The following is a 15,351-nucleotide window of genomic DNA, read 5'->3' as shown; positions in this document are numbered from 1 at the left end:
GTCAGCCGGAGGCCGGCGGCTGCAGCCAGTCGGCGATATGCACCATGCCCTGCACCGTCCAGCCGCCGTCGACCACCAGCGTCTGGCCGGTGACGTAGCTTGCCCGGTCGCTGGCCAGGTAGACGATCGGATCGGCGATCTCGCGCGGTTCTGCCAGCCGGCCCATCGGAATTCGCTCCTCCTGCCATTCGCTGCGGATCGAGCCATCCTTGATGCCCTGGTCGATCAGTTTCGTCCGGGTCGAGCCCGGCGCGACGGCGTTGACCCGGATGTTTGCGGCGGCCGTCTCGGTGGCGTAGACGCGGGTCAGGCCCTCGACCCCTGCCTTGGCGGCGCTGTAGGGGCCGCGACCGGGAATGCCGACGATCGCCGCCACCGAGGCAACGTTGACGATGGCGCCGCCCTTGCCGCGGGCGCGCATCCGCCGGATCGCCTCGGCGCAGCAGAGAAATGTGCCGGTCAGGTGGGTGTCGAGAACCAGATGCCAGTCCTCAGGCGTCATGTTCTCGGCTAGGTTCACCCGCTGGACGCCGGCATTGTTGACGAGGATGTCGATGTGCCCGGCCATGTCGTCGATCTGGCGGAAGGCGTCCGCGACGCTTGCCGCGTCGCCGACATTGGCGGTGAGATAGGTGACCCCGTCCCGAGCGTCGTCGGGATCGCCGAGATCGAGCGAGAAGACCGTTGCGCCTTCCTCGATCAGGCGCGCGGCGACCGCGTCGCCGATACCGCGTGCGGCGCCGGTGATGGCCGCGACCTTGCCGGAGAATTCGCCGGACATGACAGTCTCCCTTGTCCCCGTGCGGGGCGTCAGTACATCAGCCAGCCGCCGCTGATATTGATCGTCGCACCGGTAATATAGTCGGCGTGGTCGGAGCCGAGGAAAAGCACCGTACCGGCAAGCTGCGACGGCTTTGCGAGGTGGCCGAGCGGGATCTGGGCCGCAACCCCGGCCATCGCCGCGTCGTCCATGCCGCTGCGCATCATCGCGGTATCGACCGCTCCCGGCGACACGGCGTTGACGGTGATCTTGTCCGGGGCCAGCGAGCGGGCGAGGCCGCGGGTCATCGAGACGATGCCGCCCTTGGTCGCGGCATAGGCGACCGAGCCGCCGTAGCCGCCGCTCTGCCAGCCCTGCGAGGTGAAATTGATGATCCGGCCACCGGTGCCCTGGTCCCGCATGCAACGGGCCGCGGCCTGGGCAAGGAAGAAGCTCGCCTTGAGATTGATGTCGTGCTGGAAATCCCAGTCGTCCTCGCTGACCTCGAAGACCGAGGGACGGCGGACCAGTACCGCCGCCGTCTGGACGAGGATGTCGAGGGTGCCGAAGGCGTCGATCACCTGTTCGACCAGCGCCGTGTGTCCGGCGACCGGGCGAACGTCATAAGGGAGCGCCAGATGCGGCCCGCCCTCCATCTCGTCGACCAGAGCCGTAACGCGGTCGGCGTCGATATCGACGGCCGCAACCCGCGCTCCGACCGAGCCGAAGGCAAGCGCCACTTCACGCCCGATGCCGCCGGTCGCACCGGTCAGCAGAACGGACTTGCCCTGGAGTCCGGCTTCGAGATCGAATGCCATGCTTTTCTCTCCCTAGCGCCCATCCGGCGGCGGGACCACCGTCTGTTCCTCGACGAAGCAGGACTGCGCCTCGCCAATGAAAAGCTTGCGGTCGGCGATCAGCATCGCGAGGTAGGGCTCGGTTGCGAAGGCTTCATGAGCCGCCTCGATACTGTCGAACCAGACTTCGCCGACGCCGTCCCAGGCTGCCTCTTCCGGTGTCCAGCTCTGCACCCGGCCGAAGCGCAAGCCGCGCAGGCCGGGGAGCTGGCGGACGATGGCGGCATGCGGGCCGGTCCAATGGGCGAGGAAGGCCTCGCGGTCCATGCCCTCCTTGCGGCGCAGGAAGCTGACGCGCTTGATCACGCCGCCGCCTCCCGCTTTGGCGCCGGCTGGAAGAATTCGAGGGTGATCCCGTCATGGACGCGCAGATAGGCAGCGCGGGCGCCGGCGTTGGGTCCGCCGTCGATGTCGACCGGACCCTCCGGCACGATCGGCCGCGCGCCGCAGTCCACCGCCTTTTGCCAGGCGGTGGCGGCGTCGGCGACCGTGAGGCAGAGATGGACGTTGCCGGGGTTGGCAGTCAGGTCGGGTATCTGTTCCTTGTCGGGCACCTGATAGTCGAGGAGCTCGAGCGTGTTGCCGCCCGGCAGGTCGATGAAGGCGGCGCGGATGGTGACGCCGGGATAGCCGACATGGCGGCCGAGATACGGACGGTCGAGCACGGTGCGCCACCGCGCCGGCACACCGAGGAAAGGCTCCCAGAAGGCGAGCGCCGCGTCGAGATCGGCGACGCTCATCCCGACATGGTGCAGCCCGGTCGCGCTCGCCGCTTCGCCTGCCGTTGCCATCGTGTTGTCCTCAGATCCGGAAGATGCGTTCGGCATTGCCGGAGAACATCTTCACCTGGTCGGCCTCGGGGAAGTCGGCAATGATCGCCGCATAGGCGTTGATCACGTCCGGATAGGAACTGAACATCCGGTCCACCGGCCAGTTGGTGCCGAACACCACCCGGTCGACGCCGAAGGCCTCGATGCTGCCGAGCACGTAGGGACGGATCGAGTCGATCGTCCACAGAGGGTCGCCCATGCCAAGGCCCGAAATTTTCATGGTGACGTTGTCGCCCTCGGCCATCCGGTCCATGGCCGCGCGCCAGCGACGGAACGACTCCGGATCGCGCCCGACCGGAATGGCGCAGTGATCGACGCAGATGACGGTCTCGGGAAAGCTGCGGGCGAGGTCGGCGATATCGTCGGCAAGCTCGACCCGGGTATCGATGCAGGAGACGAGGTTCCGCGGCGCCAGTTCGGCGAAGCCCTTCCGCCATGCGTCGTCGATCAGGTAGCGGCCCTGGCCGAAATTGCGGATGCCGCGGACATTGGCGAATTGCAGGTGGCGGTCGAGTACCTCGGCGGCGTCCGGCCGGGCAAGGTGGCACTCGGCGATGATGCCGTGCGGATAGCCGGTCTCATTGGCGAAGGCCTGGAGCCACGCCGTTTCGTCGACCGGGTCCGGCGTATCCACCGCTGCCTGGACATGGATCGCCTTCGGAACGTTGGCGAAGCGGATTTCGGCCAGATAGTCCTTGATGAAATAGTGCTGCGATTTCAGCGGGTCGGTGTCGGGCAGCAGGCCATGGACCGCGTCCGGCTCGAGCCACCCGTAGCGCAGCGTCGGGTGCTTCATGTCGTGCAGGTGAAAGTGCGTGTCGACGAACGCCAGCTCTGCCATGACCTTGTTCCCCCCTGCGCCGATTACCCACCCTCGCCGGCCGATCAAGGTACCCGCAAAGGCCGCCCGCCGGTCGTTGTAGCCGCGCCCTGCGCGATGCCGGAATGAGCAAATGATATCGTTTCAAATACTAGCAGCGCCCATGGTGCAGTTCAAGGTCGCCGCGCCCACCTCTCGGAGTCTTGGCCACCGTCGTCCCGCCGGCCGTTGCGTGGGCATATCGTCGCTCCCGGATCGCCCCGACAGGCCGCGTTGCCGGAGCGTGTCGGAGCAGACTGGTCGCTCAGTGCAGTCCCTCGTCTACGGCGGGTCGATCCGGCTGCTTTCGCTATCGGTCGCGGCAGGAAACAGGGCAACACTGCACGATTTCTTGGCCCTCGGGTTCCGTCGGCATCCCGTCGCGACAGCCTGAAACGGGTGTCAGGCGCCACAGTCTTATGCCGATGACCGCGCGCCGGATGGTCCCCGAAGTGTCTCGGGGCGATCGCCATTCGCCAGGGCGTGCGCGTCTTTGGGTCCGACATAATACGTCGGGACAAAAGGGGCTTGCGCCGCGCGATAACGTTTCAATATAGTTGCTTCAACGGGAGGAATGGGAAGGTTGATGGGGGAGGAAACCCGGAAACGCGCTGTGGTTACGGGTGCCGCCAGCGGCATCGGGAACGCGGTCGCGCGGCGGTTGCTCGACGAGGGCTGCGAGGTGCTGGCGGTCGATATCGACGCCGGCCGGCTCGCCGCGCTTGGCGCCGAAGGCTGCGCGACGCGGGCCGTAGACGTTGGCGACCCGGACCAGCGCCAGGCGCTGGCGGAAGCCGCTGACGGCTTCGACTACCTGGTCAATTCCGCCGGCATCATCAGGATCAAGCCGATCCTCGAGGTGACCGTCGAGGAATGGCGTCAGGTCCAGACCGTCAACGCCGAGTCCGTCTTCTTTCTCTGCCAGTTGATCGGTCCGCGCCTGCGGCCGGGCGGCGCCATCGTCAACCTGTCGTCGAGTTCGGCCAAGCTCGCCACATCGACCGACGTCGCGCCCTATGCCGCCTCCAAGACGACGATCCTGTCAATCACGCGTTCGTTTTCCTATGCGCTGGCCGGCCGGCCGGTGCGGGTCAACGCCATTTGCCCCGGCATCGTCGAGACCGAGATGCAGGATCGCTTTCTCGAACATGTAGCGACCCACAAGAACACGACCGCCGCCGAATTCGATGCCCAGCGCAAGAAGGGCGTGCCGCTCCAGCGCGGGGCGAGCCCGGAGGAATGCGCCGGGGCGATCCTGTTCCTGCTCTCGGACGAGGCCGCATACATGACCGGGCAGGCAATCAATTTCACCGGTGGCCTGGTCAACTGGTGAACATCGGGAGGATGCAATGAAGAAGCCGACAATCACCCGCGCCACCGACCTCGGACACCCCGAAGGTCCCTACGAGCTCGACGACGGGCGGGTGGTCTACGCCAACACCTATGCCAGCGAGATCGGCTACTGGGATCCGAAGACCGGCAAGCAGGGCACCTACGCCTTTGTCGGCGGCGGGCCGAACGCCTGCATGCTCGGCACCGATGGCGCGATCTACTCCACCCAGACCCCGAATGTCGGCGCCTGGGTCGCGCCGGAGCATCGCCCACCGTCGATCCAGAAGACCAGCCCCGACGGCAAGGTCGAGATCCTGGTCACCGAGGCCGACGGCGTGAAGTTCGACGGGCCGAACGACCTGACCTTCGGGCCGGACGGCCGGCTCTATTTCACCGATTCCGGCGACTGGGCGCCCGACACCAAGCCACACCCGGGACGCATCATCGTTATCGAGACCAACGGCGTCGCCAAGGTTCTCGAAGAGCTTGATCACGTCTATCCGAATGGCATCGTCGCCGAGCCGGACGGTTCGCTGGTCTGGGTCGAATCCTACAATCGCCGCGTCATCCGCCGCACGCCGGACGGCACCAAGACCACCCTCTGCACCCTGCCGGAAAACCACATTCCCGACGGCTTCAAGATCGACGAGAATGGCGACTTCTGGATCACCACGGTTTCGTCCGGTGGCGTCGATCACGTCGGCAAGGACGGCACGCTGATCGATTTCCTCGAAGTCGGCGGCACGCCGCTCAACTGCTGCTTCGGCAAGGGCGGCAAGCTGTTTGTCTGCGACATGGGTCCGTTTGACGTGACCGGCGCGGCCATCACGGGGCAACTGGTCGAGGTCGATCTCGGGATCGAAGGCATGCCGCTGTTCCGCGGCGCAATCGGGTAAGGCCAGCAGTCATGAAGATCGCCAAAATCGAGGCCATCCCGGTCAGCTACCCGGAGCCGAACGACTTCAACGCGTTGCGGCATCTGTGCCTGGCCAAGATCACGGCCGATGACGGCCAGGTCGGCTGGGGCGAATCCATCACCCAGTTTCCCGAGGCGAATTTCGCCGCCAAGGCGATCATCGAGGGCATGGCGCCAAACCTGATCGGCAAGGACCCGGTCGAGACCGAGGCGCTGTGGCGGCAGAACAAGCAGCAGGCCTGGTGGTACGGCTATCACGGCGGCATCGCGTCCTACGCGACCGCCGCCCTCGACATCGCCATGTGGGATCTGAAGGGCAAGGTGCTTGGCCGCAGCGTCCTTGACCTCCTCGGTGGCTGCGTCCACGAAAAGCTCCCGGCGATCGCCTCCTGCCATGCGCACTACGAGTCGATCCCCGAAATGGCCGACGAGACCGCCGAATGGATCTCGACCGGCCTGCAGGGTCTGAAGACCGGCTTCGGCAAGCGTGGCAGCGCCAATCTCGGCTACGACCACGATCGCGACGTCGCCTATGTCAAGGCGATGCGTGAGGTGCTCGGCCCCGACCGGATGCTGATGATCGACAACGGCATCGCCATCAAGTGGGACGTCACCGACGCCGTCCGTCGTGCCCGGGCAATGGAAGAGTACAATCTCGACTGGATCGAGGAACCGCTCGGCGCCTGGGATCCGGAGGGTTATGCCAATCTCCGCGCCAAGACCACGACCCGCATCGCCTACGGCGAACGCGAATGGACGCTGGAGCAGTTCGAGGCGGTTCTCGCCACCGGCACGGTGGACGTGGTCGGCGTCGATCCCGGCCGCGCCGAAGGCATCACCGGTTTCAAGAAGATCACCGAGCGCTGTGAATTCTATCGCCGCCAGGCCAATGCCCATGCCTGGTCGTCGGCGATCGTCACGGCGGCGAGCCTCGCCATCTCGTTCAATTCGCCGTCCTGCAAGCTGTTCGAGTTCAAGCCGCTGCGCAATCCGATGCAGCACGACCTGGTCGAGAAGCCGTTCGAGCAGGTCGATGGCTGGGTCTACCCGCCGCAGGGCCCCGGCCTCGGCATCGAGGTGATCGAGGAGGTCGTCGAGGGTTATCGCAGCGAGAAGGTGCTGGCGAAGGCCTGAGACAAGGCGCGGGGCACCGCGTCGCATGGACTGAAGTCGTTCGCTGCCCCGACGGGACAGCGAGGGGGAAGGAACCGCAGGAGATGCCCCGTCTGGCGTCGAATGCAGCAATACACAAGGGAGAGAACCCATGAGACAATCCGTACGTCGCGTTCTGCTGGCCGCGGTCAGCTGCAGTGCCCTTACCATCGCCGGCGGCGCCGTCGCCCAGCAGGCGAGCGAAAGCCAGATCCCGACCACCGGTGAAAAGGTCGACGGTGCGCCCTTCGAGGTGAAGCGCGACTGGGGCACGTTCAAGCTCGCCGATCGCATCGCCGAAAAGGTCAAGGCCGGCGAGCCGATCAACTACGTCTTCTCGTATCAGGCCTCGGGCATCCCGCTCTTCTCGCCGCAATATCAGCTCGGTTTCGAGATGGGCTGCGAGATGGGCAACGAGATTTATCCGATGGAATGCGCGTCGATCGCCCCTGTCCAGAACGATCCCAACCAGCAGGTCTCGCAGATCGAGGCGAAGCTCGCGACGGGTGAGATCGACTGCATCGGCATCGAGCCGGTGAGCTCCGATGCGATGACCGCGATCACCAACCGCATGATGGACGAGGGCATCCCGGTCTTCACCGCGGGCGTCACCTCGCGCGGCCATGAGTTCACCAACTTCACCCAGATCCCGGACAAGGAAGGCGCCTACGCCGCCGAGACCGTGCTGAAGTGGATCAAGGACAACGGCAAGGACGACATCAAGGTCTTCGCCGTGTCCGGTGGCGATCCGACCCAGTTCTGGGCGCAGGGCCGGATGAAGGGCTTCCATGACGGCATCATGGCCGCCATTCCCGACGCAACCTTCGTCACCACCGAGGAGAACGGGCTGAACACCAGCTACGAGCCCGGCAAGACCTTCGACATCTACCGGTCGTTCCTGACCGCCAACCCGAATGTCCAGTTCATCCAGAATGTCGACATCGGCGCCGAGCATGCCGACCGCGCCATCGAGAGCCTCGGCCTCGAAGGCAAGGTCTTCACCATCGGCTGGAACTCGTCCAAGGGTCAGCTCGACGCCATCGAGAAGGGCATCCAGGTCGCCCTGTTCGACCAGCGCTGGCCTGACCAGGCGGCCTTCGGTGCCCCGGCCTGTGCGCAGTTCCTCAAGAACGGCGTGATCCTGCCCAACACCCAGACGCTGAAGGCAGTGACGGCGGATGGCGTCGACCAGGCACGCGCCGAACTCGACAAGGTTCTCGGCGAGTAAGGCCGAACCGACGCGAAACAGAACGGGCCGCCGCTGGCGGCTCGTTCCACTTCCAGAGTGACGTGAGGACAGAATGGCTCCGACTGAAACCCCGCAGGCTGCAGCGCAAGGACCGGCGTTCCGCGCAGCGGGCAAGGCAACCCTCGACGTAGCATTGCGGGTCGGTGGCCTGTTCGCCGCCGTCATCGTCGTCGCCATCATCTTCATCATCATCAACCCGGCCTTCGCCAACCCAAACCTCGGCGTCTCCGTGCTCCGCTCGATGAGCTCGGTGGCGATCATGGCCATGGGCCTGACGCTGGTGATCGTCGTCGGCGAGATCGACCTGTCCTTCGGCGCCATGTACGGCCTCGCCGCCAATTCGCTGGCGGTGATGTGGATCGTCGGCGGCCTGCCGGTCTATTTCGCCATCCCGGCGGTCCTGATCATCGGCGCGCTGGTCGGCCTGTTCAACGGCGTGCTGGTCACCAGCATCAAGATACCGTCCTTCATCGTCACCCTCGGCAGCTACAATCTGCTCTACGGACTGTCGCTGTGGGTGACCAATTCCGGCACCTTCAATCCGGTCTATCCGCCCCCCGGCTCGACGATGGACCAGGGCCAGCTCGATTTCTTCATCGGCCTCACCCAGAATGTCGGGCCCTACCGGCTGTCGATCGAAGTGTTCTGGATGCTGGGGATCGCGGTGGTCGTCGGCTTCCTGCTGCACCGCACCCTCTTCGGTTTCCGCCTGACGGCGATCGGCGGCAACCCGACCGCCGGCCAGTTGGCGCGGCTTCCGGTCAAGCGCTACAAGATCCTCGCCTTCGTGCTTTGCGGCGTCCTCGCCTCGATCGCCGGCATGCTCGACTTCTCCTTCATCCAGACCACCCAGCCCGACATCGGCCTGTCCCAGACCTTCCCGGTCTTCGCGGCGGTGATCATCGGCGGCGCCAGCCTGTCGGGCGGCAAGGGCACGATCATCGGTACGCTCGGCGGCGCGCTGCTGCTCGCCGAGTTGCAGATCGGCCTCGCCCTTCTCTCGCCCGGTCCCCATGTCCAGCAGATCTTCCTTGGCGCGGTGACCATCGGCGCCGTGGCGCTCGATCTCTTCCTCACCCGGGTCCGCAAGAGCCGGGCGGCATGAGCGACATCCTCGAGAAAGGGATATCGCTGCGCGGCGTCACCAAGACCTACGGCTCGACGGTGGCGCTGGCGCAGCTCGATCTCGACCTCTGTCCCGGCGAGGTCCTCGGCGTCGCCGGTCCGAACGGCGCGGGCAAGTCGACGCTGGTGCGCATGATCGCCGGCGAAGAACGCCCGACCCTCGGCGAGCTGACCTTCGACGGTCGCCCGTGGTCGCCCTCCGTGGAGTGGCAGGCTGTCGCCGTCGTCCACCAGGAGCCGCAGCTCTTCCCCAACCTCACCGTTGCCGAAAACGTGATGGTCGGGCGCGAGGGCACCGGCAGCCGCCGGCCAAGGCTCGGCAGCGCCGACGCCGCGGTGATGGAGGCGCTCGGCATCGGCCACCTCAAGAACAAGCTGCTCGAGGATTGCTCGCTCGCCACGCAGCAGCGCACGGAGATCGCCCGGGCCGTTGCCCGCGATTCAAAGGTCTTCCTCTTCGACGAGCCGAATTCGGCGCTGACCGCAGAGGAGTCCGACGAACTGTTTCGCGAGATCCGCAAGCTGGCCGAGACCGGGCGCATCGTCGTCCTGGTCACGCACCGGCTCGAGGATCTTGTCGCCCATTGCAATCGCGTCGCGGTGGTGCGTGACGGCCGGGTGCGGACGATCCTCGAGGGCGATGCCCTGACCGAAGAAGGACTGGCCCGCCAGTTGGTGGTCGACAGCACCATGACGGACGCCGCGGACAGCGTCGCGGAGCGCAAGCGCGATCCCGATGCGCCGCCGGTCTTCACCGCCCGCGGCTGGACGCTGCCCGGCGTGTTCGCCGGCATCGATCTCGACGGTCCGCCGAACGAGATCATTGCCCTGATGGGCGTCGAAGGCTCGGGCGCCCGCGAACTGCTCCGTTCGCTTGCCGGCCTTGACCGCTGCAGCGGCCGGCTGACCATCGGATCGCTGTCCGGCATGGAAGCGGTCGATCGCTACACCGCCTATGTCCCGGCGACCCGCCAGTTCAGCCTCTATTCCAACTACTCGGTCGGCGAGAATCTGCTCGTCCGCCTCGGCCGGCCCGAGATCGCCGGGATGGCTTTCGCGCTCAAGAAGCGCCAGATGAAGACCCTGGCCGAGAGCGCGGTTCAGCGCTTTATGGTCAAGACCGAGACCACCACCCAGCCGATCCGCTCGCTGTCCGGCGGCAACCAGCAGAAGGTTGCGATCGCCCAGGCGCTGAACTGCTCGCCGAAGCTGCTGCTCCTCGAAGAGCCGACCCGCGGCGTCGATATCCATTCCAAGAGCGAGATCTACCGGCTGCTGCAGACTTATGTCGAGGAGGGCAACACCGTCCTGATGTTCTGCACCGAGGTGCTGGAGATCTACGAGGCGGCCGATCGCGTCCACGTCGTTTCCGAGGGGCGCCTGTCGCCGGCGCTATCGATCGCCGACTACGATCACGTCGAGCAACTGGCCACCGACATCACCCGGCTTGAGGGCGAACAGCGAAGTGGCGCGGTCGCCGGATAACCGCCTTTCGTCGCCGCGACCAGCCTCGTGCGGCGAGAATTGAACCGATTTCAGTGACGTGGTCCCGTCGCGTTGGTCGCGTCGCGACTTCCAGCCTTCTCGCTTGACTCAAGTTTTGGAAACGATATTTTTGAACAGGCGCAATAAAGAGTGCCCGGTTAGAGGCACTCGTGGACCATCAACGCGTGGTCACGCCACGGGAGGAAGAGCCGATGCGGGGCCTGAAAGGCAAGGTGGCGGTCGTGACCGGCGCTGGGTCCGGCATTGGCCGGGCGATTGCCGAGCGACTCTGCGAGGAGGGCTGCCGGGTCGCCGCTCTCGACTGGAATCAGGACAATGTCGAGGAAGCGGCCGCCGGAATGATCGACGCCGGCGGCGAGGCCATGACCCTGCACGTCGATATCAGCGATGAGGCCGCTGTCGAGGCGGCCTACAAGGCGATCGTCGCGCGTTTCGGCCAGGTCGATATCGTCTGTTCGAACGCCGGGATCTTCTCCGCGGAGCGCGATGGCAAGGTCGATGACCTGCCGAAATCGGTCTGGGACGAGGTCGTCGGCGTCAACCTGACGGGCATGTATCTCGCCTGCAAGCATGGTGTCGCCGCCATCAAGGCGACGGCCGGCAAGGGCGCGGTGGTGTTGACCGGTTCGCCGACCGGCATCCTCGGCTGCACCCCGGCAAGCACTGCCTACAGTTCCAGCAAGGCCGGCGTTCACGGCCTGTCCCGGGTCATGGCGGTCGACTACGCGCAGGAAGGCATTCGGGTCAACGTCGTGATCCCGGGCTTCACGCTATCGCCGCTGGTGCGCGAGCTCGTCGCCGACCCGGAAGTCTACGAGTGGAATGTCAAGAACATACCGATGCGGCGCGGGGCGGAGCCAAACGAGATCGCAGGCGCGGTCGCGTTCCTTGCCTCGGACGACGCGTCCTACATGACCGGATCCTTCATCACCGTCGACGGCGGCTTGACCGCAGTCTAGCGTGAGAGGACGGCGGCGAGGTGGGCAACCGCAGCCCCGCCGACGAGAGTGGATACAACAACGATCAACAAAAACTCGGGAGGAATGACGTGAACACATTCAAAGGACTGCTGGCGGCAACCCTGCTCGCTTCTGCCGCCGCTGTCGCGCCGGCCGCGGCCCAGGACATCACCCTCGGCTTCGTCACCCACGCACAGGGCAACCCCTTCATCCAGCAGATCATCGATGGCGCCCAGGCCGCGGCCAAGGATCTCGGCGTCGATCTCCAGGTCGCCCAGCAGCCGGGCAGCCAGGCCGAAGGCCAGCTCAAGCTGACCCAGAACTTCGCCAACGCCGGCGCCCAGGGCGTGGCCACCTCGATCCAGGGCGAAGGCATGACCCGGGGCCTCAACGAACTCGTCGACGCAGGCGTGAAGATCGTCCAGTACAACACGCTGTCGACGAACATCAACGCGCCTTATGTCGGCGAGAAGTCGGTGGAGAGCGGGCGCGTCCTCGGCAAGATGATCGTCGAGAAGCTCGGCGGCGCCGATGCCAAGGGGACGGTCATCGTCGGCATCTGCTTCCCCGGCATCCAGGTGCTGGAGAATCGTTCGCAGGGCGTTCAGGAGTCGCTGAAGGCGGCGCCCGGCCTGAACGTGCTCGGGCCGTTCGACGTGAAGGTCTCCGAGGTCGAGAACTACAATCGCTGGGAGCAGCTTTATGCCGCGAATCCCGAAACGGTGGCGATGGTCGGCCTCTGCGCACCGGATATCGCCAGCCTCGGCAAGCTCAACGCTGCCAACGGCGACAAGTTCGTTGCCGGCGGCTATGACCTGACCGAGCCGAACCTCAAGGCGATCCAGGACGGTCACGCCTTCGTCTCGATCGGCCAGAGCGCCTTTGTCCAGGGCTACCTGCCGGTCGCCCTGATGGTCGACGCGATCAAGAACGACAAGCCGCTCGAGGTCGGATTCTACGATGCCGGCGCGCAGATCGTGACCGCCGACACCGTCGACATGGGCAATGGCCTGCCGGCGATCAGCTTCGAGGAAGCCATCAAGCTCGCGGGCGACCCGGCGGCCACCGCCGAATACTACAAGGCCTGGGCCGACAAGGTGAAGGCCGACCCGACCGCCGGCATGCAGCCTATCGCGGCGGAAGCCGAGTAGTCTCGGGCTGATCCCCGCGGTGCAATTGGGGAGGGCGATCCTGCGGGTCGCCCTCCTCTTATGAGGACTGACCCATGCCGGGCGATATCCTGATCGAGGTCCGTGAGCTGACCAAGCGCTACGGCGGGGTGGTGGCGCTTGCCGGCATGGACCTGACCGTCGAGCGGGGCACGGTCCACGCCGTGGTTGGCGAGAACGGCGCCGGCAAATCGACGTTGATGAAGATTCTTGCCGGCGCGGTCCGACCGGATTCCGGCACCATCAAGGTCTCCGGCGAAACGGTGACGCTGGAATCGCCCAACGACGCGCGCAAGCGCGGCATCGGCATCGTCTACCAGGAGCTCAGCCTGTTTCCCGAGCGCTCGGTGCTCGCCAACCTCTATGTCAACCGCGAGCCGTCGGCCTTCGGCGTCGTCTCGACGCGGACGATGGAAGGGGAAAGCCGCGACCTGCTTGTGCGGCTCGGGCTGAATGTCGATGTCCACGCCCCGGTCGGCCAGCTCTCGATCGGCGAGCGCCAATTGGTCGAACTCGCCCGCGTGCTCCTCGAGGAGCCGCAGCTGATCATTCTCGACGAACCCAATTCGGCGCTGAACGAGCGCGAGACCCGGCGCCTGTTCGCCGTTCTCCGGCAGCTCTCGTCGCGCGGCCACACCATGCTCTACGTCTCGCACCGGCTCGAGGAGGTGTTCGAAATCTCCGACCGGGTGACCATCACCCGCAACGGACGGGACGTGCTGACCAGGGACCGGGCCGACCTCACCATCCCGGAAGTGATCGAGGGGATGATCGGCGCGCAGCACGACGCGCTCTTCCCGCCGCCTCTGCCGATGGTCGCCGGCCGTGCCGAGGAGCGGATTTCGATCAAGGGGCTGTCTGGCGGTCCCCTCAAGGACGTCGCCCTCACCGCCCGCTCCGGCGAGGTCGTCGGCTTGGCCGGGCTTGAGGGCTCCGGCGTCTCGGCGCTGCTGGCGATCCTGTTCGGTACGCAGAAGGCGAGCGCCGGCGACGTCACCTTCCCCGACGCCAAGGGGCTGCCCCGCAGCCCGACGGACGCGGCGCGGCGCGGCGTCTGCCTTGTGCCGGCCGACCGGCGTCGGAACGGCCTGATGCTTGAAAAGAGCATTCTCTTCAACATCAGCCACGTCTTCGTCGGCGCCCAGACCGGCGGCTCCTGGCTGTTCCGCAACGGGCCTGCCTATGCCCGGGCCGAGCGGCAGATCGACAACCTCAAGATCAAGGCCGGTTCGCCCTGGACGCTCGCCAACCAGCTTTCCGGCGGCAACCAGCAGAAGGTGGTGATTGGCAAGTGGATGGAGATCGGACCGAAGGTCTTCCTCCTCGACGATCCGACCCGCGGTGTCGATGTCGGCGCCAAGCGCGAGATCTACGGCCTGATCCGGCGGATGTCGGCGGAGGGCGGGATCGTGCTTTTCTCGTCGACCGAGTTGCCTGAGCTGGTCGGCCTTTGCGACCGCATCATCGTTTTCTACCAGGGCCGCATCGCCGGGGAGCTTTCCGGCGTCGACGACCATACGCTTCTCCACGTCATCAATACCGGCGAGATGCCGGCCGCAGCAACAGAACCCGAGGCCACGTCATGACCGATACCGGTAACGCGCCGGGGCAATCCGCGACGCCTGTCCGCCGGCGCTTCCGGTTGCCCGAGGAGATCGGCGTCATCGCGGCTCTGGTGGTGATGATCCTGTTCATCGGCATTGCGCGGCCGCACTTCCTCAGCCCCCTCAACCTCCTGACCATTCTCAGCCACACCACCTTCCAGGGCATGCTGGCGGTCGGCATGGTCTACCTGCTGGCGATCCGTGAAATCGACCTTTCGGTCGGCTGGATCTTCAACTTCTCGGCCGTTTTCTCGGGCCTGCTCATGGTGGCCGGCCTCGACCCGTGGATCGCTGCCGCCGCCGGCGTCGGCTTCGGGGCGCTGCTTGGCCTGTTCAACGGAATCATCGCCGTCGGCCTGCGGCTGCCGGCGATCATCGTGACGCTTGGCACCTACTCGATGTTCCAGGGCCTGTCGCTGGTGGTGAACGGTGGCCGCGCCGTGGTGCCGCCGAACCAGGATTCCAGTTACTTCAACGTTATCGCGACCAAGATCTTCGGGCTGGTGCCAGTGGCGGCGCTGGTCTTCGTCGTGCTCGCCATCGTCATGCACTTCGTGCTTCACCGGACGAAATTCGGCTATCGCGTCCAGGCGGTGGGCAGCAACCCGGAAGCGGCCGAACTCGCCGGCATCTCCACCAACACCATCCGGCTGCAGACGCTGGTGCTGATGGGCGCGATCTGCGGCCTGTCGGGGGCGATGTATATCGGCTTCCGCGGCGCGATCGATCCGCAGGAGGGCTCGGACTTCGTGCTGGTCGTCGTGGCCGCGGTGATCATCGGCGGCACGCCGCTGTCGGGCGGCTACGGCACGGTGATCGGCGCGGTGGTCGGCATGATGATCATCCAGGTGATCTCCAGCGGCCTGATCTTCTTCGGCATCGACGCGACCTGGTCGACCTTCGTCACCGGCGCGGTGATCGTGCTGGCGGTCTCGCTCGACGGGTTGATCAAGTTCCAGCGCGCCCGCCGTGCCAACCGCGTCAAACTGGAGCCGGACCCGCCAGCGGGCCCCTAGCCGGGATGATCGCCGGG

Annotated in this window: 15 protein-coding genes; 10 read left to right on the top strand and 5 right to left on the bottom strand. The window is 65.9% G+C overall.

Features of this window, described 5'->3' with window-relative positions:
* Position 1: 1 nt before the first annotated feature.
* From BLT60_RS08205 to BLT60_RS08185, 5 genes are read right to left on the bottom strand one after another with little or no spacing between them, the layout of a single operon-like run.
* The gene (locus BLT60_RS08205) at positions 2–781 is read right to left on the bottom strand and encodes an SDR family NAD(P)-dependent oxidoreductase (protein ID WP_090875942.1); all 780 of its coding nucleotides are present in this window, start codon (positions 779–781) and stop codon (positions 2–4) included.
* A gap of 29 nt (positions 782–810) precedes the next feature.
* Complete coding sequence (locus BLT60_RS08200; protein WP_090875941.1) at positions 811–1,578, bottom strand: SDR family NAD(P)-dependent oxidoreductase; 768 nt, start codon at positions 1,576–1,578, stop codon at positions 811–813.
* Between the two features lie 12 nt (positions 1,579–1,590).
* The gene (locus BLT60_RS08195) at positions 1,591–1,923 is read right to left on the bottom strand and encodes an EthD family reductase (protein WP_090875940.1); all 333 of its coding nucleotides are present in this window, start codon (positions 1,921–1,923) and stop codon (positions 1,591–1,593) included.
* Positions 1,920–2,408, bottom strand: coding sequence for a VOC family protein (locus tag BLT60_RS08190; RefSeq protein WP_175478347.1), 489 nt, complete (start codon positions 2,406–2,408; stop codon positions 1,920–1,922). The genes BLT60_RS08195 and BLT60_RS08190 overlap by 4 nt, the downstream gene beginning before the upstream one ends.
* Before the next feature lie 10 nt (positions 2,409–2,418).
* Positions 2,419–3,288 (bottom strand): amidohydrolase family protein, encoded by an 870-nt coding sequence (locus BLT60_RS08185; RefSeq protein ID WP_090875938.1) that lies wholly within the window; start codon positions 3,286–3,288, stop codon positions 2,419–2,421.
* A gap of 631 nt (positions 3,289–3,919) precedes the next feature.
* Here BLT60_RS08185 and BLT60_RS08180 point away from each other — a divergent pair.
* The 10 genes from BLT60_RS08180 to BLT60_RS08135 all read left to right on the top strand — a co-directional run bounded on the left by BLT60_RS08180 (position 3,920) and on the right by BLT60_RS08135 (position 15,334).
* Positions 3,920–4,639: an SDR family NAD(P)-dependent oxidoreductase gene (locus tag BLT60_RS08180; RefSeq protein WP_175478346.1), complete on the top strand. Its 720-nt coding sequence runs from the start codon at positions 3,920–3,922 to the stop codon at positions 4,637–4,639.
* Between the two features lie 16 nt (positions 4,640–4,655).
* Entirely contained in the window at positions 4,656–5,534 is an 879-nt protein-coding gene (locus tag BLT60_RS08175) for an SMP-30/gluconolactonase/LRE family protein (protein ID WP_090875936.1), read from the top strand.
* An 11-nt stretch (positions 5,535–5,545) separates the two neighbouring features.
* On the top strand, positions 5,546–6,688 hold the full coding sequence (locus tag BLT60_RS08170) for a mandelate racemase/muconate lactonizing enzyme family protein (protein WP_090875935.1): 1,143 nt from the start codon (positions 5,546–5,548) through the stop codon (positions 6,686–6,688).
* A gap of 130 nt (positions 6,689–6,818) precedes the next feature.
* A complete protein-coding gene (locus tag BLT60_RS08165) occupies positions 6,819–7,934 on the top strand; it encodes a sugar ABC transporter substrate-binding protein (protein ID WP_090875934.1) in 1,116 nt (371 codons plus the stop codon).
* A gap of 73 nt (positions 7,935–8,007) precedes the next feature.
* Positions 8,008–9,060 (top strand): ABC transporter permease, encoded by a 1,053-nt coding sequence (locus BLT60_RS08160; protein ID WP_090875933.1) that lies wholly within the window; start codon positions 8,008–8,010, stop codon positions 9,058–9,060.
* Entirely contained in the window at positions 9,057–10,565 is a 1,509-nt protein-coding gene (locus tag BLT60_RS08155) for an ATP-binding cassette domain-containing protein (RefSeq protein ID WP_090875932.1), read from the top strand. Before BLT60_RS08160 ends, BLT60_RS08155 begins: the two co-directional genes overlap by 4 nt.
* A gap of 212 nt (positions 10,566–10,777) precedes the next feature.
* On the top strand, positions 10,778–11,545 hold the full coding sequence (locus BLT60_RS08150) for an SDR family NAD(P)-dependent oxidoreductase (RefSeq protein ID WP_090875931.1): 768 nt from the start codon (positions 10,778–10,780) through the stop codon (positions 11,543–11,545).
* Positions 11,546–11,634: 89 nt separating this feature from the next.
* Entirely contained in the window at positions 11,635–12,696 is a 1,062-nt protein-coding gene (locus tag BLT60_RS08145; protein ID WP_175478345.1) for a sugar ABC transporter substrate-binding protein, read from the top strand.
* A 74-nt stretch (positions 12,697–12,770) separates the two neighbouring features.
* A complete protein-coding gene (locus tag BLT60_RS08140; RefSeq protein WP_090875929.1) occupies positions 12,771–14,300 on the top strand; it encodes a sugar ABC transporter ATP-binding protein in 1,530 nt (509 codons plus the stop codon).
* Positions 14,297–15,334 carry an ABC transporter permease gene (locus BLT60_RS08135; protein WP_090875928.1) on the top strand — a complete coding sequence of 346 codons (1,038 nt, stop codon included), beginning with the start codon at positions 14,297–14,299 and terminating at the stop codon, positions 15,332–15,334. The genes BLT60_RS08140 and BLT60_RS08135 overlap by 4 nt, the downstream gene beginning before the upstream one ends.
* The last annotated feature ends 17 nt before the right edge of the window (positions 15,335–15,351 follow it).

The organism is Bauldia litoralis (assembly GCF_900104485.1).
GTDB lineage: Bacteria > Pseudomonadota > Alphaproteobacteria > Rhizobiales > Kaistiaceae > Bauldia > Bauldia litoralis.
Note: the sequence above shows the minus strand (reverse complement) of the source record. Positions and strands in the feature narration are given on the sequence as shown.